We start from the raw sequence: 20603 nt of genomic DNA, 5'->3' as shown, positions 1-20603 counted from the left end.
AGGAATGGATCCCCATGGCAATCGATGCTCTGGTGGCCGTTGGCACCGAACGCGGTGTGGACATTTTTGACAGGGTGCTTCGCTTTTTGGAAAAAACGTCCCCGGCTCGAATGGCTCTGGATGAAAACCCCATTGCTTTCAGCACGCTGGTGCACATGCGCACCGCACCGGAACTGCACACCGAAGCTTTTCTTCGGGACCAAAAAAAACAGATCCTTGTGCGCGGCGGAGACGTGGGGGTGCTGGCGGGGCTGCTTTACGCCGTGCATCGAGGGAACGTGCCTGTCCATTTCGCTGACGGGGCTTTGGGAGATATCCTGTCGTCGACGGGAGAGCTGATCGGAACATACCCCTATGTCGGGGATGTGGATTTTGCCGTAAACACGGACATGATGCGCACCCCTGTGGAACTGATCAAGCAGCGCGTTCCTCGATACCCAGGCCGTGAATTTGATTACGAACTGATCCATGCTTACCAAGTGGAAGCCTCCAATGCGGTCATGGACCGCGCCATTCCCATGCGCAATCAATTCACCGCCATGGTCATCGATGCCATCATGGAAACCTACAGCGGGTCGCTTCTTGTCTTCATTGGGCTCAGAAAGCGCTTTCGAAAAGAGCTCTTTGAAGCCACTGAAGGGCTTCGCCGCGAAGACCTGGAAAATTTCGTTCCTCTTTTGGACCTCATTCATGCGAAAAAAAAGTCTTTCGTGGACGTGACGGAAAGCTAACCCTGGGCGTCTTGGATAACACGCACTCTTTGGCGAAGCTGCTCAAGAACCGGCAACGTCTGCAGGTAACGTCCTAGCCCGGGGTACGCTTTACCGATGTTCGCACTGAGGAGTTCCTGAAGACGCTGCCATCCTGCGGGAATGTGCCTTAAAAAGTTCCGCTTGTGCTTGACCATGCCCAGATAAGCAAACGCTGCAAGAAACTGCAGGCATCGACACAGGGCCACCGTGGCAAGGCGTTCCCGAAAGCGATGATACGAACCGCCGAGAAAATCCTTCATGTGACGCCAGTAGAGTTGGACCAATTCCTCCCTTAACCCTAAAGGCAGCATGACGTATGGGTCCAAAAGGAGCGCCGCCACATCGTATTCCGGCGGCCCGAAGCGCATGCCCTGAAAATCGATGACCCAAAGGGATCCCTGGAACACCATGAGGTTTCGGCTTTGAAAATCCCTGTGAAAGACAAGCCCGGAGCGGTCTTCACCCGCCTCGAGGGCAAGCCGACGGAAATCCTCACAGACTTCCGAAGGCGGTACCTTCACACCCATCAGCCCCTCCAGAAAGGCACGGCGAAAATAGAGCAGTTCCCTTTCATATACAAAGTCAGGGTCGTAGCGGCTTGCGTCGTGGCACCATGCCGCACAAAAACCTTTCCAGGCTCGGCGATGACATCGCGCCAGAACCCCCACGGCTTCGTGATACAGGGTTCTGAGCCGATCTTGGCACAGGCCTTTGTGCACGAGATCGTAGAGGTGCACAGATCCCAGGTCCTGAAAGACAAAGACGCCTTGTTGCACATCAGCGTGCAGCATGCCGGGAACCGGAACGCCGATCCGGTGCAAGTGTCTTCCAATGTGCCAGACGGCGTCGTTTTCATCGACGGGTTCCTTGCTTCGAGGACTCACCAGCACCACGTAGCGTCCATGCGGCTGCTGCAGCCGAAAGAAAAGACGATCGGAACCGTCTCCCGCCAGAGGCCGAAGGCTCGTGTCGTAAAGGCTGTAGCCCCATCGTCGGAGCCGTCTTTTTACGGCCGCCATGTTCACGCGGCCGTTTTCTGGAATGTTGCTTGGCCGTTGTAAAATGTCAGCCCCTCCCTACAGAGCCATAGAATGCAACGACGGCGAAGATGGGTTCACGGCTTGGCCGAAGAAGACCGGGGCAGCGGAGGGTAAAAAGATGGCGTTCCAATGCCTTCCCCAGACCACGGCCCCATCGGTGACCAGGCAGTTTTCCAGCCTGGTTTCAGGTTCAATACGGCATCCTTTCCAGAGGATCACATTGTGAAGAACAGAGTCCCTTTCCACAGTGCTGGCCTCGCCCACCACCACACCGGTAAGTTGCGCCGAAGAGGCCACGGTCGCGGACGGATGCAGCCACACGCCGCTTGAGGCAATGCCTAAGAATCCGACTCCATCATCGGGAATGCGATCATAGGCCGCGTGCAGATTCCAGTAGCTTTCCAGCGATCCTATGTCCAGCCACCATAGATGCTCTTGACAGACGGCCGCCGGAGGTGTGCCGTGGGCAATCCAGTCTTTGTAGACGTCAATGATGTGAAACGGCTTTCGTAAAGGCATGGAACGCAAGGCGGACGGTTCAAGGACGTGAATGCCCGTAAAGGTCCAGAGCCCGCTTTGGCCCGATGCCGTCGTCAAGGGGCAAAACCCGGTGACTGCGGTGCCTTCTGCGTTGACGCGGACCGTATCGAACCGATGCGTTCGGCACAAGAGCATGGTCGCCGGGGCACCCCGCGATTGATGAATGGCTATAAGACCCCGCAGAGATACCTTCGCCGCCACATCGGCATTCACGACCATAAGGGAAGCGTCATCGAGCACCTCCAGGGCTTGGCGCACCCCGCCTCCTGTACCCAGGATTTGTTGTTCCACAAGAACCTGCACAAGTATCGGCCAGGAATGGGACTCGAAGTATTCCGTCATCTTCTGGGGCATGTGGTGGGCGTTGACCACCACACGCCGAAAGCCCTCCTCAGCCGCCTGCCAAATCCAGCGCTCTAGAAGCGGCTTACCCCACACGGGACAAAGGGCCTTGGGCCGAATGTCCGTCAAAGGCCGAAGGCGGGTTCCATAACCTGCGGCAAGAATCATCAGGTGCATTCGAAAGCCTTTTGCCAGCGGTCAGGCAATGTCTTGACAGCGAACTGTTCTTGATTGAAAGTAATCCGTCGCATCCGGTAGGACGGGCTCACTGAAAATCGCCCACCGTGCTCCATGGTAAAGGGACTTGAGCGATCCTTCAAACAAAATTCATGACACCTCCATTAAGTGCGGAAAACGACACCGGTGAGCATTTGTTTCTGGGATTTGAGGGCACCCAGTGGACGGCAGGCTTGCGGGCATGGCTGCAAGCGTTGCGCCCTGGAGGGCTGGTGCTTTTTCGACGCAATGTGGTCGACACCGCGCAACTCACGGCCCTGATTCATGAAGCCAACGCCTGGGCCAACGCATCCTTGGGACGACCTCTTTTGTGGGCCGTGGACGAAGAAGGCGGTTCGGTCCAGCGCCTTGCCGCCCTCTTGGGCCCCGCCCCTTCGGCCTTTGAACTGGCAATGGCCAGTGACGGGGCGCTTCGGAGGCAGGTTAAGCGCACGGCCCAAGGTCTTCGCCGCTGTGGCATTCATGTCAACCTGGCTCCGGTGCTCGATGTGGTGGCTTCGCCAGAGCACCATTTTCTTGGAACCCGGTCTCTTGGAAACGCCTGCGAGGAGGTGGCTCGGCTTGGAGCTCTATGGATTCGGTGTCTGCAAGAACACGGCATCGCCGCAACGGCAAAGCATTTTCCTGGACTGGGTACGGCAAGCTTGGATCCCCACGAACAGCTTCCTCGAGTGGAGCTGCAGGCGGCGGCCAAGGCACGCGAAGACCTCGCCCCTTTTTACGAAGCCGTGCGAAGCGGGGTTCGCGTCGTCATGACGTCCCATGCGGTCTACACCTTTTGGGATGCGGACTGGCCCGGAACGCTTTCTTGGAAAATCAATCGCGGTCTATTGCGGGATCGATGGAACTTTCAAGGGGTGCTTTTTTCCGACGATGTGGACATGAAGGCCATCGGGGGGCGGTATGAGCCGGAGACCATTGTGCGCCGCAGCCTTTTGGCCACGGTGGATGGCCTTTTGGTCTGCCAAGATGCGCACAGCGCGGAAGCCTTCGCCCGAGCCCTTCATGACGGCGTTCGGCGCCATCGGGACCTGCGGGAGGCCCATGAGCGTTCCTTGCATCGGCTTCGATCCTTGCGATCATCTTTGTTTTGACATTCTTTGGGGTCTGTTTTAGCTTCATGACTTTCAACCCACGAAGCGAGGTGACGCGCATGAATTTTAACATCGAGCAGTTTACACGCATGCGCCGCCTGCCGCCTTACGTCTTCGCCCAAGTCAATGCGCTGAAGATGGAGAGGCGACGAGCCGGTGAAGATATTATCGATCTCGGAATGGGCAACCCGGACGTGCCCACGCCGCAGCACATCGTGGACAAACTGGTGGAAGCGGCCCAGAAGTCTCACAACCATCGTTATTCGGCGTCCCGAGGCATCACCAAGCTGCGTTACGCCATCGCGGGCTGGTACAAGCGCCGTTTCGAGGTGGATCTGGATCCTGAAACGGAAACGGTGGTGACCATCGGGGCCAAGGAGGGGCTTTCCCATCTTGTGTTGGCCCTGATCAACCCCGGCGATGTGGTTTTTTCCCCCAATCCCACATATCCGATCCATCCCTATTCCGCAATCATCGCCGGGGGTGACGTGCGTTCCATTCCCATCGGCTCGGACCGGGACTTTTTTGAAGACCTTCAAATCGCCGCCAAGCAGACGTGGCCACGCCCGAAGATGCTCATCATTTCCTTTCCGCACAACCCGACGACGGCCGTGGTGGATCTGGCCTTTTTCGAAAAGGTGGTGGCTTTCGCCAGGGACCATCACCTTATGGTCATCCATGACCTGGCCTATGCGGACCTTGTCTTTGACGGCTACTCAGCTCCGAGCATTTTGCAGGTTCCGGGCGCCAAGGACGTGGCGGTGGAGTTCTTCTCCATGTCCAAGAGTTACAGCATGGCGGGATGGCGCGTGGGGTTTTGCGTGGGGAACCGGGAAATGGTCGGGGCTTTGACTCGGCTCAAGAGTTACTTGGACTACGGCATCTTTCAGCCCATTCAAATCGCCGCTATTATCGCGCTCAATGGAGACCAGAACTGTGTCAAGGAAATTGTGGAGACCTACCGTTCGCGCCGGGATGTGCTGGTGGACGGATTGGGGCGCATCGGCTGGCACATGCCCAAGCCCAAAGGTACCATGTTCGTGTGGGCTCCCATACCCGAGCGGTTTCGTGCCATGGGATCCGTGGAGTTTTCCAAGTTCCTCATCGAAAAGGCCAAGGTCGCCGTGTCACCCGGGCTCGGTTTTGGGGAGTACGGCGACGACCACGTGCGGTTCGCTCTTGTGGAAAACGAAATGCGGATCAAGCAGGCCATTCGCGGTATTCGCAAAGCCTTTCAAGACGCGTAAGGCGCCTGGACGCTAAGGAGCATTGGCTGATGATGAACTCTTTACGCATCGGTCTTATCGGCTGGGGTACCGTCGGATGCGGCATGCTGCAGACCCTGAGAGAAAACGCCAGGGAAATTCATGCCCGAGTCGGTGTTCGCTTCGACGTTGTTCGCGTGGCCGACCTGGACCTGGACAGCCCCAGACCGGTGGCTGTGGATCCCGACATCCTGACCCGTTCTGCGCACGATATCTTGGACGATCCATCGATCCATATCGTGGTGGAACTCATCGGCGGGCTGGAACCCGCCCGATCTTTCATTATCCAGGCCTTGGAAAAGGGCAAGCACGTGGTGACGGCCAATAAGGCTCTTTTGGCCCATCACGGAAATGAGATTTTCGCGCTGGCCGCCAAGTGCCGTCGATCCGTGGGTTTTGAAGCGTCCGTGGCCGGAGGCATTCCGCTTCTCAAGGCCATTCGGGAAGGACTGAGTGCCAATCGGTTGGATACGCTTTTTGGTATCTTAAATGGCACGGCCAACTACATTCTCACTCGCATGGCGGAAGAAGGCTTGCCGTTTGCGCAGGCTCTGGCCGAAGCCCAACGCCGCGGCTATGCAGAAGCGGACCCTTCTCTCGACGTGGATGGCATCGATACGGCCCACAAGCTGGCCATTGCCAGTGCCATAAGTTTCGGCACACCCATTCATCTGGACAAGGTGTATGTGGAAGGCATTCGAGATATTGATTTACTGGATGTGCAATTTGCTTCGGAATTCGGGTACCGTCTCAAGCTCCTGGCCATTGCCCGAAATACCAACGGACACGTGGAGCTTCGCGTACATCCCACGCTGATTCCGGAACGCCATGTCCTGGCGAGTGTGCGAGGCGCCTACAACGCCGTGCATATTCACGGCAACGCCGTTGGAAACATCATGCTTTACGGACTGGGAGCCGGCATGATGCCCACAGGCAGCGCCGTGGTGGCCGATCTTGTGGATCTGGCTCGGGACATGACTCTAGGCATTGGGCATCGTGTGCCGCCCTTGGGTTTTCTTCCGGAACACACCACGCACATGCCCGTCAAACCCATGGATGACGTGGTCACTCGATACTATTTTCGGTTTTCCGCCGTGGACCGCCCGGGTGTGTTGTCTAAAATCTCCGGGATTCTCGGCGCCAACCAGATCAGTATCGCCGCCGTCATTCAAAAAGGGCGGGAAGTCAAAGGGGCCGTGCCCATTGTCATGCTCACCCACGAAGCCGTGGAAAAGGATGTTCGTCGTTCCTTGGAAGCCATTGATCGGTTGGACATTGTGCGTGGCCCCACAAAACTGCTTCGTATTGAAGACAGAGCGGACAACGTCGTTTCCAGCACATAAGGCCGAAGGTCTATGACGACAAAATACGTGATTCTGGTCGGCGACGGCATGGGTGACTACCCGGTGGCCACCTTGGGAGGACGCACGCCGCTGGAGGTGTCCCATACGCCATCCATGACACAGATCGCTCGAATGGGCGAAATCGGCACCGTCCAAACCATTCCTTTCGGCATGGAACCGGGAAGCGACATTGCCAACATGGCCCTGCTCGGCTACGACCCGGCCGTGTATCACACTGGTCGAGCACCCTTGGAAGCGGCCAGCCTCGGCGTGCGCCTTGGCCCGGCAGACGTGGCGTTTCGCTGTAACTTGGTGAGCTTGGAACAAGACCCCGAGGGGATAGAACGCATGGGAGATTATTCGGCCGGCCATATTCCTTCGGCCGAAGCCCATGAAATCATCCGTTCCTTACAAAAGGCCTGCGAAGGGTTGCCCTTGCAGTTGCACGCCGGGGTAAGTTATCGACATTTGTTGGTCTGGTCGGGTGGTCCCACGGATCTGCCGACCACACCGCCCCACGATATTCTCGGGGAACCCACGGCAGGTTATAAGCAAGTCTATGAAACATCGGATGTCCTGAGAATCTTCACTCAAAGGTGCCGGGATATTCTTGCGGAACATCCCGTCAATCAGCGTCGGCAAAACGCCGGTCAAAGGCAAGCCAACGCCGTATGGCTCTGGGGACAGGGAAAAGCGCCGTCCATGCCCACCCTGCAACAGCGGTTCGGTCTCTGCGGGGTCGTCATCTCCGCTGTGGACCTTCTCAAGGGGCTGGGCATCTATGCCGGGCTGGAACCGGTGCATGTTCCAGGAGCCACAGGATATCTGGACACCAACTACGCCGGCAAGGTAGAAGCGGCCTTGAAGGCGCTTCGGGATGTGGACTTCGCTTTCGTTCACGTGGAAGCGCCCGACGAAGCCAGCCACGAAGGAAGCCTCGCTAAAAAGGTGCAAGCCATTGAAGACTTTGATGCCAAGGTCGTCGGCCCCATAGTGCACGGCTTGGCCGCCTATGCTCAATGCCATATCCTCATCGCCGCCGATCATTTGACGCCTTTGAGCGTTCGCACCCATGTCTCGGAATCATCCCTATACGCCCTTTTTCAGGGAAACCTTGCCGGGGCTGTGGCCAAGGATGAAAGCATCATCTTTTGCGAAACCTCGGCTCGAGAATCCGGGCGGCACATGGAAAGCGGCACCGCCCTTTTTCATCATTTCATAAACGAACACCATGAATCCTGAAAACCTTTTGGAAAAAGCCATGCATGCGCCACGCACGACACCCAAGGCCACGCGTGCGAGCGTGCGCGTCCTCTACGCCGACACGGACGCCATGGGACAAGCTTATTATGGCCACTACATGCGCTGGTTTGAAGCAGGACGCGCTGAATGGTTTCGACACCTGGGCACCACGTACCGGCGTCTGGAAGAACAAGGCATTTTCCTTCCGGTGATTGAAGCCCACTGCCGATATCTGCGCCCTGCCTTTTATGACGACGTCTTGGAGGTGGAAACCTGTTTTCAATTTGCAGGGCCAGCCAGACTCCGCTTTGACTACCGCCTGCATCGTTGCGATCCTCAAGAACTCTTGGCCCATGGCTATACGGTGCACGTGTGCGTCAACGGGGATAGAAAACCGCTCAAGCCCCCCGCCTGGCTTCGCGATCTCCTTTCATCCAACGCTGTCGAACCCGCAGACGCCAAAGCGGAATGAGACCATGATCATCTACCCCGCCATTGACCTTAGAGAAGGACAATGTGTTCGGCTGAAGCAAGGGGATATGGCCCGAGCCACCGTCTATGGAACGGACCCCGTGGCCATCGCCCGCCATTGGGAAGCCCAGGGAGCGCAATGGCTTCATGTGGTGGATCTGGACGGCGCCTTTGCCAAAACCCCAAAGAATCGAGACGTTATCGGCGCCATTGTCAAGGCGGTCTCCATTCCCGTGCAGTTGGGCGGAGGATTGCGAAGCATGGAAACCCTTGAGTATTACATCGACCTTGGCGTGCGCCGGCTCATCTTGGGGACTTGGGCCCTTCGGGATCCTCAAGTGGTGGAAACCGCCTGCCAAAGGTTTCCGGGACGTATCGCCCTTGGCATCGATGCCCGCCATGGGTATGTGGCGGTGGAAGGATGGAGGGAGACGACGCGTGTGGAGGCCGTCGCCTTCGCCCAACGCTTTGACCAAGTGGGGCTCAGTGCCATCATCTACACAGACATTCAAAGGGACGGCATGCAATCGGGGGTTAACGTGGAGGCCACGCGACGGTTGTGCGCCGCCTCAACCACTCCCGTGATCGCTTCCGGCGGCGTCGCTTCCTGGGATGACATTCAGGCTCTGCTTCCTCTGGTTCCTTTAGGGCTTGATGGCGTCATTACCGGCAAAGCCCTCTACACCGGCACGCTGAATCTTCAGGAAGCCCTACACCGCCTTCAGTCTTTGGGTACTTTCACGTAGACCGCCATGCCCACAGCGCCAGGCGGTGCCGCTTTTGTGAAAAACACAGAACAGTCGCGGTTAGTGTCTTTAAAACACCGTCTTTTTTCTTCGGGGCGTTCCACAGGGAATGTCCGAGGCCGTGTACGCCGAAAACTTGAGGAGGCTCAATGGTGGAATTGCTGGATAAGATCGAACAGGCTTTGAAAGACGCCATTAAAAGCCGGAACGAAGACAAGCGAAACGCTTTGCGCATGCTTCTCACCGCCATCAAGAACAAGGAAAAAGAGCTTCGGCGTCAACCGACGGAGCCGGAAATTCGACAACTGATTGCCGGGGCCATCAAACAGCGCAAGGATTCCATCGAACAGTTTGTGCGTGGAGGACGAACGGATTTGGCAGAAAAAGAAAATAAGGAAATGGAGATTCTGCAATCCTTTCTGCCACAACCCCTGGAACCGGAAGCGCTCACGGCCCTCATTGTGGAAGCAATTCGCGAAACGGGAGCCGCCTCGCTTAAGGACATGGGCAAGGTCATGAAAGTGCTCATGCCGCGGGTGGCGGGCCGAGTCGATGGCAAGACGGTGCAGGAAATGGTTCGAGCCCATCTCGGCGGATCGTGAGCGGGGCTCATCCCGGAGACGAGAAATGCGACCAGGCTTTTTCTTTGTTGCTTATCCTTGCGTGATAGAATAAGAATGTAAAATTTGGCTCGGGCACGAATCCCGAAAACATGGCATGAACGGCCGCGGGGGTGACAGGGATCAGTGACCACATCGGATGCGGTAGCGCGAATCAAGCAAGCGGTGGACATTTTGGACCTTATCGGAAGCGTGGTCGCACTGAGGCGTGTCGGCACCCGGTATATGGGTCTGTGTCCTTTCCACCGGGAAAAAACACCTTCCTTTCAGGTGGATGTCGCGCAGGGGCTCTTTTATTGCTTCGGCTGCGGGGCTGGAGGGGATGTCATCACCTTTGCCATGCGCCACTGGAATCTGACGTTTGCGGAAGCCGTCAAGGCTCTCGCTGACCGCTACCACGTGCTGCTGCCAGAAAACATTCCGGGATCTTCCAAGAAAAAGCGCGAACTTCTTTCGGCGCTGGCACAGGTCCTGGAAATCGCACGCGATTTTTTCACTCATCGACTCCAGCATTCAGAACAGGGCCGTCTGGCCAGAGAATACATCGCCGCACGAGGGCTTCCACCTGAAGTGGTGCAGGAACAGCGTCTCGGTTACGCGCCGCTGGGATGGGACCACCTGCTGCGGCATCTTCAATCCAAGGGCATCGACCCGGAATTGGCGGTGCGTTCGGGCCTCGTGGTACGGTCAGAAAAAGGCACCTTTTATGATCGATTCCGTCACCGCCTGATCTTTCCCATCACCGCACCGGATGGGTCGCTTGTCGCCTTTGGAGGCCGCAGTCTAGACGGCACGGAACCCAAGTATCTGAACAGTCCCGAGACGGAACTCTACCAGAAGGGCCGCACGCTGTATCAGTACCCCACCGCGATGGAGGCGTGCCAAGCCAACCGTCAGGTGATTGTGGTGGAAGGCTATATGGATCTTCTGGCCTTTCATGCTCGAGGTTTTCGTAGGGTTGTGGCCACCTTGGGCACGGCTTTGACGCCGCACCAAGTGCGTCTTTTGCAACGGCTGGCCGACGAAGTGGTTCTGGTTTACGACGGGGATGCTTCCGGCCAGAAAGCCATGCTTCGAGCGTTGCCGCTCTTTTTGCGCCAAGGACTGGCGGCCAGCTGCCTGACTTTACCCTCCGGCATGGATCCGGACGACTACCTCAAAGGGCACGGCCTGGAAGCCTTTACGGCCCTTTTGCCGACGCGGCGTGAATTGCTGCATTTTGCTGTGGACGCCGTCGCCTCCACCTGGAACGGCACTTCTCAAGACAAGGTTCGTGTGATCAAGGAATGCGCTGACCTTGTGAGCGATGTGCAGGATCCCGTGCTCCATGAGGATATGGCCCGTCTTCTCGGAACGCGATTGTTTCTATCGGAAAACGCGGTGCTACGGCATTTTTCACACACTGCCGAAAACGCTTCACCCCGGCGCGCTTTTCCCCGATCAAGGACGGCTTTTGCCCAGTCCACCACCTTGCAAGTGCCGTCGGCGGAAGAGACAATCCTTCGATTGATCGTGCAATATCCAATCCTCGCCGAACACGCTCGTGGCCTTGGGGTTCTGGAATACTTGGAGCCGTCTTCCGAGGCCACTATTCTCGAGGCTTTGCTTCGGCAAAGCACCATAGAGCCCCAGGTGGGGGGTTCAACGGCCTCTGTAACGCTTCCCGACGAGCCAAGCCAGTCCCTGTGGGCGCGCTTGATGATGGAAAAAAACGATAACATTTTGGATGAAAACGCCGCGCGGCTCCTTTTGGAAGAAAGGATTCACAGCTTGCGCATCCGCTATCGAAGAAAAAAACTTGAGGAAATTCGAGCCGCATTGGTTCATGCGGATCTTTCGGGCGATCCCCTCACCCGAAAAAAACTGCTGGAAGAATACCAAGCCCTTTGCGCGGCGCACAGAAGGGGTTAAAGGTTTAGAGAGCCCACCAAAGGAGCCAAAGACCTATGACAGAAGAGCTCAAGAAAAGTGCTGAAGTGTCGTCTCCCAAACGACCCGGCCTGGAAGATCTCAAGAAATTGATCAGTGCCGGCAAAGAAAAGGGATACTTGACCTATGACGAGCTCAACGAGGTCCTTCCCGAGGAGCTGGTGACCCCGGAAAAGCTGGACGACATGATGATGATTTTCGACGAGATGAATATCGAGATCGTCGATTCCGACCAAGAGGTCAAGGTGGTTAAGGAACGCTCCAGCGACGATGAAGTGGAAGAGGAGGACAGCGAAGAAGAAGTCGTTGCGGATTTGGACGCTGAAGGCCGAGTGCCGGATCCCGTCAAGATGTATCTGCGGGAAATGGGGCAGGTTTCTCTCCTCACTCGGGAAGGCGAAGTGGAAATCGCCAAGCGCATCGAAGCCGGCGAAAGAGAAGTTTTCAATGCCCTTATGGAGTCGTCTCTGGGGGTTGAGGAAATCCTTTCCATCAAAGAAGATCTGGAAAGCGGGCGCATTCGAATCCACGAGGTGCTGATCGCCACCGAAGAGGAAATGCCCGAGGAAGAAAAAGAACTGCTGCGCTTCAAGGTGATTGAAATTCTGGAGCAGGTCAAGCGGCTGAACGCCGAAATTCGAGAAAGACAATTGCGCCTGATTTCCGAGGACTTACATCCCGGAGAAAAGGATCTCTTGACCGCGGAAGTGCGGGCTCAAAAAGAACGAATTGTCAGCCTTCTTAAAAACCTTCAACTGGACAAGCACCAGATCGATCGCATTGTGGCCAAGCTGCGTTCCTACCTGGAATCTATCGAACAGGCCGAGAAAGACTTGGAACATTGCCTGTTGGTAACGGGAAAACCCCTGACGGAACTGCAGCGATGGCTGGACAACATGGATCATGACAACACGGAACTGTGCCGCCACGCTGCACGGCTGGGCATGCCCCCAGACGATCTCGTGGCCCTGATTCGCCGTGCGGTGCAAGCCCGGCAACAGATTACCGACTTCGAAATGAAGGCCAAGATGGATTCCAAAAGCCTTCGGCTCATCCTGCGCAAAGTCGAAGACGGCATGGCTCGAGCCAAGCAGGCCAAGAGCGAACTCATTGAGGCCAATCTGCGCCTTGTGGTCAGTATCGCCAAGAAATACACCAACCGCGGCTTGCAGTTCCTGGACCTCATTCAGGAAGGCAACATCGGCCTCATGAAGGCCGTCGACAAGTTCGAGTATCAGCGAGGTTACAAATTCAGCACCTATGCCACATGGTGGATTCGCCAAGCCATTACTCGAGCCATCGCCGATCAAGCCCGCACCATTCGCATTCCCGTGCATATGATCGAGACCATTAATAAACTGATTCGCACATCCAGGTACTTAGTCCAGGAATTGGGCAGGGAACCCACGCCGGAGGAGATCGCCGAGCGGATGGATTTTCCCGTGGACAAGGTGCGCAAAGTGCTTAAGATCGCCAAGGAACCCATCAGCCTGGAAACCCCCATCGGCGAAGAAGAAGACAGTCATCTTGGCGATTTCATTGAGGACCGTCGTGTCACATCCCCTGTAGACGCCGTCATCAACCTCAACTTGAGTGAGCAGACACGTAAAGTTTTGGCGACCCTGACGCCTCGCGAAGAAAAGGTCCTTCGGATGCGCTTCGGTATCGGGGAAAAATCAGACCATACCCTGGAGGAGGTCGGTCAGAATTTTCATGTGACGCGCGAAAGAATTCGGCAAATTGAAGCCAAAGCGCTAAGAAAGCTTCGCCATCCCAGCCGCCGGAAGGAACTCAAAAGCTTCATCGAGACGTGAAAATGCTTCGTGCCCGTAAGGCCATGGCTGCTTTTGAAGAGAATATTGAAAAAAGGTATGGGCCCATAGGTACTTCCGCACCTAAACCCGATGAGCCTGTCCGCCAAGGGCTTGGCTGCGTCCTTTCGGCTTAAAGCTGTAGAAGCGCCGCAAGGCGCGAAGAGGAATATCGCGGCTTGCGCCGCTCCTACTGAAGGGGTCTCGGACATCTTCCTATGCGCCGAAATTCTCCATCCCGAACACTCCACTTCTCACAGCGTTCTCAAAAGGCCCTCTAAATGGCAGGTCCTCCCAACCGGGTTCCGGAGAGGGGGTCGTGTTTTGAGCACCTGCGCTGGATCCGTTTCAGCGGCCTGTTCTCTTGGAAAGCGCTCGCGCAGCGATGATAACGGGGTCCCACAGGGGAGAAAACGGTGGAGCGTAGCCAAGGTCCAGCTCGGTCATGGCTTCGGCCGTGAAACCTCCCATGATGGCCGTGGCCACCACGTCGATGCGTTTGGCGGATCCCGTCTCGCCGACAATTTGGCCTCCGAGGATTCTGCCGGTCTTTCTTTCCGCCAAGAGCTTGACGCGAATGGGGCCGCTTCCCGGAAAATAACCGGCTCTGGTTCGACTTTCGATGGTCTCTGAAACGTATGCCCAACCCAGCTCTTGCAACTCCCGCTCCTGCAGCCCTGTGCGCCCGATTTCCACGGAGCAGATCTTCGTGACCGCCGTTCCCAACACGCCACCCATAACGGCGTGGCCTCCGGCAATGTTGGTGCCCGCCACCCTGCCGTGTCGGTTGGCCACCGTACCCAGGGCCACGTAAAAGGGCCGGCCCGTGATGAAATGCGTGGATTCAGCACAGTCTCCGGCTCCCCATATGCCGTCCACAGCGCAGGCCATGCGGGCATTCACCCGAAGAGCGCCTCGAACGCCCAGAGGGATACCAGCCTGTGCAGCGATTTCCGTATTGGGCTGCACCCCTAACCCCAGCAAAGCGATGCCCGCTGGGTAAGTTCCCTTGTCCGTGACCACGGCGGTCAGAGCCCCGTCTTTCGTCTCAAATCCGACCAGCGATTCCTCCAAGTGCAGATGAACCCCCTTGGCCGCAAGGGCCTCGGCAACGAGGGCGGCCATGTCCGGATCCATCGTCGCCATCACCTGAGGTGCTTTTTCGATCAAGCGCACTTCGAGGCCCAAAAGCAGAAAGGCTTCGGCCATCTCCAACCCGATGTATCCCCCGCCCACCACCACAGCCTGACGCGGTTTGAGCGCCTCAACGGTTCTTCGCACGTGAAGGCCGCTTTGAAGCGTGCTCACTGCCAAAATGCCCTGAGCCTCGTGGCCCGGCACTCTGGGGATAATCGGGCGAGCCCCCGTTGCAATGAGCAGGTCGTCGTAGGGTTCGTGGAATTTGCGTCCCGAATCCCGATGCAACACCTCGATGCGTCGAGCCTTAGGGTCGATTCCCTCCACCTCATGGCCAATATGCACCTGAATGTTCTGCCTGGTCCGAAACTCCTCAGGGGAACGGGCCACAAGCTTTCGATCGTCGTCGACAAGCCTGCCGACGTAGTATGGAATGCCTCAAGCAGAGTACGAGGTGTGCGGCCCCTTTTCAAAGACCACAATCTCAAGGTGCGCATCGAGCCGCCTCGCCACCGACGCGGCGCTCATGCCCGCCGCATCGCCTCCCACCACAACCATGCGCTTGCTTTGTGCCATCCTTGGGCTCCTCATGAGGCTCAAAGTTGACGAAGTTCCCATCATGACGCTTTCTTTTGGAACACTTTGCCTGACTAGGTTCGAAGAATTCAAGAGCGAAAGTTTTTTGTTGAAACCGCAAAAAAAGCTTGGCTTTTCTCCGGGAACCTGATACAGGGTGCATGACGTTGATGGAAGCCCAGAGGGGGCTTCCAAAATTTCAGATTCTTGTACGCACGTTGCGGTCCGCTCTTTGGTTTCACCGAGTGTTCAGCTTTTCCTCAGCAGCCTCGCGGTCCAAAGCATCACCCGGCATGCAGTACAGAACACAAGGAGTGCAAAGTTATGCAGCAAGGACAAGTGAAGTGGTTTAACGAGAAGAAGGGTTTCGGCTTTATCGAGACGCAAAACGCCGGGGATGTGTTTGTCCACTATTCCGGTATCGAAGGCCGCGGCTTTCGAACCTTGAGCGAAGGCGATGCGGTCGTCTTCGAAATTTCCCAGACCCCTAAGGGGCCTCAGGCGATCAATGTCCGCCGCGCCTAGTTCCTAATTGGGCATGACCCTGCAACGCCCCGAAAGATTCGATCTTTTGGGGCGTTGTTTTTTCGGATGGTGCCGTCAGAAGCAAAAGCGAGCTGTGACCACCTTTTCCTTGACACCTGGGAAAACTCACTTGTATATACGTGTTCACTTTTGCTTTCGGGCCCATAGCTCAGTTGGTAGAGCCACCGGCTCATAACCGGTCGGTCCCTGGTTCGAGGCCAGGTGGGCCCACCTTATTCTTTGGGAAAGGGATCGCGGCATGGACCAACCCATCATCAAGAACCGACAAGTCCGTTCCATTGAGGGCTTGAAAGCCAAATCCCACGGACAAAAGGTGCCCATACGCCCAGGGGGTGTTCCTCTCAAGGAACACCCCCTTTGCTTTTCTCATCCAAGTGCACGCACCGGCTCCGCGCTCAGCTCACAGGGAGTCCGTCCATGAAAACGCACGTTACCGTCGCGGATGTTCTGCAATGGATCGACGATCTCGCTCCCTTTCGATTCGCGGAAACCTGGGATCACTGCGGGTTGCAGGTGGGGGATCCTCAAGCGGAAATCTCCGCCCTTTTGGTGGCTTTGGACCCAACGCTTTCCACGATTCGGGAAGCGGCCCAGAGGCGATGCCAAGCTTTGGTCGTGCACCATCCGCTGTTTTCCAAGCCGCAGACCTCCCTTTTTTTGGATCGTCCTCCGGGGCACAACGTTGCGGAAGCCATTCGCCACAATGTGCATATCATCTCGGCCCATACCAATCTCGATGCCGCCTCCTGCGGCACCAACAGCGTTCTGGCGCAAGCCATGAACCTCAATGTTGTGGGCTCCCTGGAAAGCCATCCCATGGAGGAAGCCGACCCTCGCTACCTCGGCCTGGGCCTTTTCGGCTTTTTGCCCGAAGCCTGCTCGGCCTTGGAACTCGTGCAGCGGCTGGGCCAGATTCTGCATCTTCAAACGGTTCGCCTCATTGGTAATCCGGAAACCCCTTTGCATAAAGTAGCCCTGTGCACGGGAAGCGGCGTGAGCCTTCTTGGTCGCGCAAAGCAAAACGACTGCGAGGCTTTCATTACCGGGGACGTGAAATATCACGATGCCCAGTCCGCACTCGATCAAGGTATTGTGGTCATCGATATCGGCCACTTCGCCTCGGAAGCCTTGGTGGTGGCCCCATTGGCGGAGGCCCTCAGGGCAGCGGCCCGCCGCCACAATGCCGCCGTAGACGTCTGGACATGCACCGTGGAGAGCGACCCTTTTCTCACGGTGATTTTCGATGATAGAAGGAGGAAACGCCTTGCAGGAACAATTGAAATATCTGGTGGAACTGCAGATTCTTGAAAACAAGAAGGCGGAACTGCTGCGAAAGCGCGAAGAGACGCCGCTCGAGATCGCCGCACTGGACAAGGAATTTGCTGCCTTTGAAAGCGAATATCTTTTAAAGAAGACAGAACACGACAACGCCGTGCACCTTCGTCGATCGGAAGAAAAAGAGATCGCTGATCTAGAAGCCCGTATTCGCCGCAGTCGCCAAAAGGAACACGAGGTCAAGACGAACCGGGAATACCATGCCCTGCTCAAGGAGATTCAGGACCTTCAAGATGAGATCAGAACCCACGAAGATCATGTGCTGGAACTTATGGAAAAAATTGAAACCCTTTCCCAGGAACTGAAAACCTTGGCCCAGGAACTGGACAAGCGCCGAAAAGCACTGGAAGAACAAAAAGCCGCGTTGCAGAGGGAATGCGATCAGGTGGAAGGAAAAATCGCACACCTGGAACGTCTCCAGGCTGAGATTCGCCAGAAACTGGCCCCTCTCATTTTCAACAAGTGGAACACCTTGGCCCAGCGGTACAAAGGGAGGGCTGTGGCTCCAGTCACCCAAGGCGTGTGCCAGATGTGCCACCTCAACATTCCACCGCAACGATTCATCGAACTGCTTCGCGATCAGGACATCCTCACCTGCCCGCACTGTCATCGGTTCATTTACTCACCGGAAAACGAAGCGTATCGGGCTGTTCTCGAAAATTACAAGGATTTCTGAAAGGCTGTTGCAAATTTGGATCTCCTGGACTATGAAGGGACCGCTCAAATCGTGAAGTTCAGAACTTTTTGTGACACGAAGGAGAGCCGTCCATGGCGACCTATGGTTTGAAGATCTTTTCGGGCAACAGCAATTTGGAGCTGGCCCAAAAGATCTGTGATTCACTGGAAATTCCTCTGGGACGCGCCTTGGTGACCACCTTTAGTGACGGGGAAATTCGCGTGGAGGTCGGGGAAAACGTCCGGGGAGCTGACGTTTTTGTGGTGCAGTCCGGCGCTCCGCCGGTCAACGACCACCTTATGGAATTGCTTGTCATGATCGATGCCCTGAAGAGAGCTTCCGCGCGCCGCATTACCGCCGTTATTCCATACTACAGCTACTCCCGGCAGGATCGAAAAAACAAACCCCGCGTGCCCATCACGGCGCGGCTCGTGGCGGACCTGATCACGAGCGTGGGCACGGACCGCATCCTCACCATGGACCTCCATGCTGGCCAAATTCAAGGTTTCTTCGACATTCCCGTGGACAATCTCTACGCATCTCCTATTTTGCTTCCGTATATTCGTGAACACTTCAACCACAACTTGGTGGTGGTAAGCCCGGATGCCGGAGGCGTTCCGAGAGCCCGCGCTTACGCACAGCGGCTTCCAGCTAGTTTGGCTCTGATTGACAAGCGGCGGCTGGATGTCAATCAGGCGGAAGTGATGAATATCATTGGGGATGTGGAAGGAAAGACCGCGATTATTTTGGACGACATGGCGGACACGGCGGGAACTCTGGTGGAGGCCACCCGTGCTTTGTTGGATCGCGGTGCCCGCGAAGTGCATGCCTGCGTCACGCACCCCGTCCTATCAGGTCCTGCTGTGGAACGCATCGAAAGAAGCGAACTCAAAAGTCTCGTGGTGACGGACACGCTGCCCCTTCGGCCTCAGGCCGCCCATTGTGACAAGATCAAGGTGGTGTCGGCGGCGCGGTTGTTCAGTCAGGCCATCAAGAGTATCCACAACGAGGATTCCATCAGCAGCCTCTTTGACATTCAACATTAGAAACCGCGCAGGAAGTCCCGCGTGGTTCGAGGAACCGGGCCAAACCAGCCGTCGCCATGCCATCTTCAGTTTCCGACCAATACCTCTATGGGCTTGACGACCATCCACCCTGGGGGCTGACCCTTCTGTATGCCTTGCAGTGGGCCGTTATCATTTTTCCCGCTTACATCGTGACCGCCAAAATCGCCGCCCAAGCCTTGCACCTTTCCGGGACCGAAGAAGCCCGATTTCTTCAGATCACTCTGGTCTGTTCAGGGTTAGGCACTCTGGTTCAGACCCTGTGGGGCCACCGGTATCCTCTCGTCGAGGGGCCCGCCACAGCACATCTTTTGACTTTTGTCTCTCTGAGCCCTTTGGGTGTGGAAGCCATTCAAGGGGCATCTTTGGCTGCGGCGGGGTGCTTGGCGTTGGCCGCCGCCACGGGAGCCATGAAATTTGTGGTTCGGCTCTTTACGCCTAACGTGGTGGGTGTCATTTTAATGCTCATCGCCTTTTCTCTTTTGCCCCACTTGATCCCTTGCCTGTTGGGGTTGGACGCTCAACATGTGGAGCCCTCGGTGATTGTTCTGGCGGTGAGTCTGGCCCTGGTGGTGTTGATGGCGATCCTGGGTCAGCACCTCAAGGGGATCTGGAGAACATGCAATCTGGCCTTGGGACTCCTCGTGGGCACCCTTCTTTTCACCTTTTTGGATCGAGTGACCTGGAACGTGGTGTCCACCGCTTCGTGGGTTTCTCTGCCTCGCCCCTGGGTTGGTTTTTCGCCTCGATGGCACGTTGATGCCTTTGCGGCCTTTCTGCTGACCTACCTCGCCATAGCCGTTAACAGTATCGGAAGCCTTCAATCCATGGAGGCTGTAACAGTTTCCTCACGCACCCCATCCGCCACGCCTCGGGGGCTCGCAGTGAACGGCCTTTGTGGCATGGTCTGCAGTTTTTTTGGCGTCGTCGGCACCGTCTCCTACAGCACTGGACCGGGCGTGGTTCTTGCCAGTCGAGTGGCCAGCTGTTTTCCTTTGGCCTGGTGCGGCATCCTTGTGGCGGTGGCCGCCTTTGTCCCCAAATTGGTGGCCATCCTGAGCCTCGTGCCTTCAGCGGTGGTGGCTGCCGCTCTGTGTGTGGCCATGGCGGGCCAGGTGGGTGCAGGACTGGCCGTCGTTGGGGCCGGGAAGACCTTGGCAGCCCGCGATTATTTCGTCGTCGGCATTCCTGTCCTGCTCGGCACGCTCTTGGCCTTTCTCCCCTCGTCCTTTATAGTGACGATGTCCGGAACGGTTCGCATCTTTTTGGGCAACGGTTTGGTCTTTGGCATTATTGTCGTTTTGCTACTGGAACATGTCGTTTTTGCGGAAAAGTCCAAGGAGTGAGCGCTGTGAAAGCCCACATCGTGAGGTGCCCTCGATGCGGTGCCGAAGTGGCGAGATACCGGCAACCGGCTTTGACGGTGGATGTGATTATTCACCCTCGGGAAGCACCCGGCAGTGTTGTGCTCATTCGGCGAAGGAATCCCCCCTTGGGCTGGGCACTTCCCGGAGGATTTGTGGATGAAGGCGAAAGTCTGGAGCGCGCCGCACAACGAGAGGCCAAAGAGGAAACGGGGCTCGACCTTGAGAGATTGAGGCAGTTTCGAGCCTATTCGGAACCGGAGCGAGATCCCCGCCGACATACGGTCACCGTGGTGTTTTCTGCGACTGGTATCGGTCGAGCCCACGCGGCAGACGACGCGCAAGATCTGCGCATTTTCCCTTTGGGAGCCCTTCCCGACGACATGGCCTTTGACCATCGGCGCATTTTGGAAGATTACATCCGGGAGGCTCTTGGAAGTGTGGTGCCGTCGTGACTCCTAAACCTTTGGGTT

The 20603-nt window shown here is 56.7% G+C and carries 19 protein-coding genes and 1 tRNA gene; 17 read left to right on the top strand and 3 right to left on the bottom strand.

From position 1 onward, the window contains the following. The first annotated feature begins 14 nt into the window (after window positions 1-14). Window positions 15-731, top strand: coding sequence for a hypothetical protein (locus ACUVSA_RS07510; protein WP_445894346.1), 717 nt, complete (start codon window positions 15-17; stop codon window positions 729-731). Here the strand turns inward: ACUVSA_RS07510 and ACUVSA_RS07505 are convergent. Further along, a complete protein-coding gene (locus ACUVSA_RS07505; RefSeq protein WP_445894345.1) occupies window positions 728-1771 on the bottom strand; it encodes an aminoglycoside phosphotransferase family protein in 1044 nt (347 codons plus the stop codon). The genes ACUVSA_RS07510 and ACUVSA_RS07505 overlap by 4 nt on opposite strands. 57 nt (window positions 1772-1828) lie before the next feature. Further along, the gene (locus tag ACUVSA_RS07500; RefSeq protein WP_445894344.1) at window positions 1829-2851 is read right to left on the bottom strand and encodes a sugar phosphate nucleotidyltransferase; all 1023 of its coding nucleotides are present in this window, start codon (window positions 2849-2851) and stop codon (window positions 1829-1831) included. A 152-nt stretch (window positions 2852-3003) separates the two neighbouring features. Here ACUVSA_RS07500 and ACUVSA_RS07495 point away from each other — a divergent pair, with 152 nt between their 5' ends. The 9 genes from ACUVSA_RS07495 to rpoD all read left to right on the top strand — a co-directional run bounded on the left by ACUVSA_RS07495 (window position 3004) and on the right by rpoD (window position 13435). Beyond that, complete coding sequence (locus ACUVSA_RS07495; RefSeq protein ID WP_445894343.1) at window positions 3004-4005, top strand: glycoside hydrolase family 3 N-terminal domain-containing protein; 1002 nt, start codon at window positions 3004-3006, stop codon at window positions 4003-4005. Between the two features lie 59 nt (window positions 4006-4064). After that, a complete protein-coding gene (gene alaC / locus ACUVSA_RS07490) occupies window positions 4065-5252 on the top strand; it encodes an alanine transaminase (RefSeq protein WP_445892784.1) in 1188 nt (395 codons plus the stop codon). A gap of 29 nt (window positions 5253-5281) precedes the next feature. Continuing rightward, entirely contained in the window at window positions 5282-6613 is a 1332-nt protein-coding gene (locus ACUVSA_RS07485; RefSeq protein ID WP_445894342.1) for a homoserine dehydrogenase, read from the top strand. A 12-nt stretch (window positions 6614-6625) separates the two neighbouring features. Beyond that, window positions 6626-7855, top strand: coding sequence for a cofactor-independent phosphoglycerate mutase (locus ACUVSA_RS07480; RefSeq protein ID WP_445894341.1), 1230 nt, complete (start codon window positions 6626-6628; stop codon window positions 7853-7855). A 19-nt stretch (window positions 7856-7874) separates the two neighbouring features. Continuing rightward, on the top strand, window positions 7875-8327 hold the full coding sequence (locus tag ACUVSA_RS07475) for an acyl-CoA thioesterase (protein WP_445894340.1): 453 nt from the start codon (window positions 7875-7877) through the stop codon (window positions 8325-8327). Between the two features lie 4 nt (window positions 8328-8331). Then, complete coding sequence (gene hisA / locus ACUVSA_RS07470; protein ID WP_445894339.1) at window positions 8332-9072, top strand: 1-(5-phosphoribosyl)-5-[(5-phosphoribosylamino)methylideneamino]imidazole-4-carboxamide isomerase; 741 nt, start codon at window positions 8332-8334, stop codon at window positions 9070-9072. Window positions 9073-9221: 149 nt separating this feature from the next. After that, entirely contained in the window at window positions 9222-9674 is a 453-nt protein-coding gene (locus tag ACUVSA_RS07465; protein WP_445892408.1) for a GatB/YqeY domain-containing protein, read from the top strand. Between the two features lie 144 nt (window positions 9675-9818). Next, window positions 9819-11603 (top strand): DNA primase, encoded by a 1785-nt coding sequence (dnaG, locus tag ACUVSA_RS07460; protein ID WP_445894338.1) that lies wholly within the window; start codon window positions 9819-9821, stop codon window positions 11601-11603. Window positions 11604-11638: 35 nt separating this feature from the next. Continuing rightward, entirely contained in the window at window positions 11639-13435 is a 1797-nt protein-coding gene (gene rpoD / locus ACUVSA_RS07455; protein WP_445894337.1) for an RNA polymerase sigma factor RpoD, read from the top strand. A gap of 345 nt (window positions 13436-13780) precedes the next feature. On the opposite strand, the gene ACUVSA_RS07450 is transcribed toward rpoD, so the two are convergent. Next, window positions 13781-15145, bottom strand: a complete 1365-nt coding sequence (locus tag ACUVSA_RS07450) for an FAD-dependent oxidoreductase (RefSeq protein WP_445892411.1) — start codon at window positions 15143-15145, stop codon at window positions 13781-13783. Window positions 15146-15469: 324 nt separating this feature from the next. Here ACUVSA_RS07450 and ACUVSA_RS07445 point away from each other — a divergent pair, with 324 nt between their 5' ends. The 7 genes from ACUVSA_RS07445 (at window position 15470) to ACUVSA_RS07415 (ending at window position 20585) form a co-directional block, all read left to right on the top strand. Next, on the top strand, window positions 15470-15670 hold the full coding sequence (locus tag ACUVSA_RS07445) for a cold-shock protein (RefSeq protein ID WP_445894336.1): 201 nt from the start codon (window positions 15470-15472) through the stop codon (window positions 15668-15670). 158 nt (window positions 15671-15828) lie between these two features. After that, window positions 15829-15901 (top strand) — tRNA-Ile (locus ACUVSA_RS07440). A 207-nt stretch (window positions 15902-16108) separates the two neighbouring features. Then, a complete protein-coding gene (locus ACUVSA_RS07435) occupies window positions 16109-16999 on the top strand; it encodes a Nif3-like dinuclear metal center hexameric protein (RefSeq protein WP_445894335.1) in 891 nt (296 codons plus the stop codon). Beyond that, window positions 16956-17702: a zinc ribbon domain-containing protein gene (locus ACUVSA_RS07430; protein WP_445894334.1), complete on the top strand. Its 747-nt coding sequence runs from the start codon at window positions 16956-16958 to the stop codon at window positions 17700-17702. Before ACUVSA_RS07435 ends, ACUVSA_RS07430 begins: the two co-directional genes overlap by 44 nt. A gap of 92 nt (window positions 17703-17794) precedes the next feature. Further along, window positions 17795-18748 (top strand): ribose-phosphate diphosphokinase, encoded by a 954-nt coding sequence (locus tag ACUVSA_RS07425; RefSeq protein ID WP_445894333.1) that lies wholly within the window; start codon window positions 17795-17797, stop codon window positions 18746-18748. A gap of 56 nt (window positions 18749-18804) precedes the next feature. After that, window positions 18805-20112: a uracil-xanthine permease family protein gene (locus ACUVSA_RS07420; RefSeq protein WP_445894332.1), complete on the top strand. Its 1308-nt coding sequence runs from the start codon at window positions 18805-18807 to the stop codon at window positions 20110-20112. A 5-nt stretch (window positions 20113-20117) separates the two neighbouring features. Next, a complete protein-coding gene (locus ACUVSA_RS07415; protein WP_445894331.1) occupies window positions 20118-20585 on the top strand; it encodes an NUDIX domain-containing protein in 468 nt (155 codons plus the stop codon). The last annotated feature ends 18 nt before the right edge of the window (window positions 20586-20603 follow it).

This window comes from Desulfosoma sp., assembly GCF_052743555.1.
Note: the sequence above shows the minus strand (reverse complement) of the source record. Positions and strands in the feature narration are given on the sequence as shown.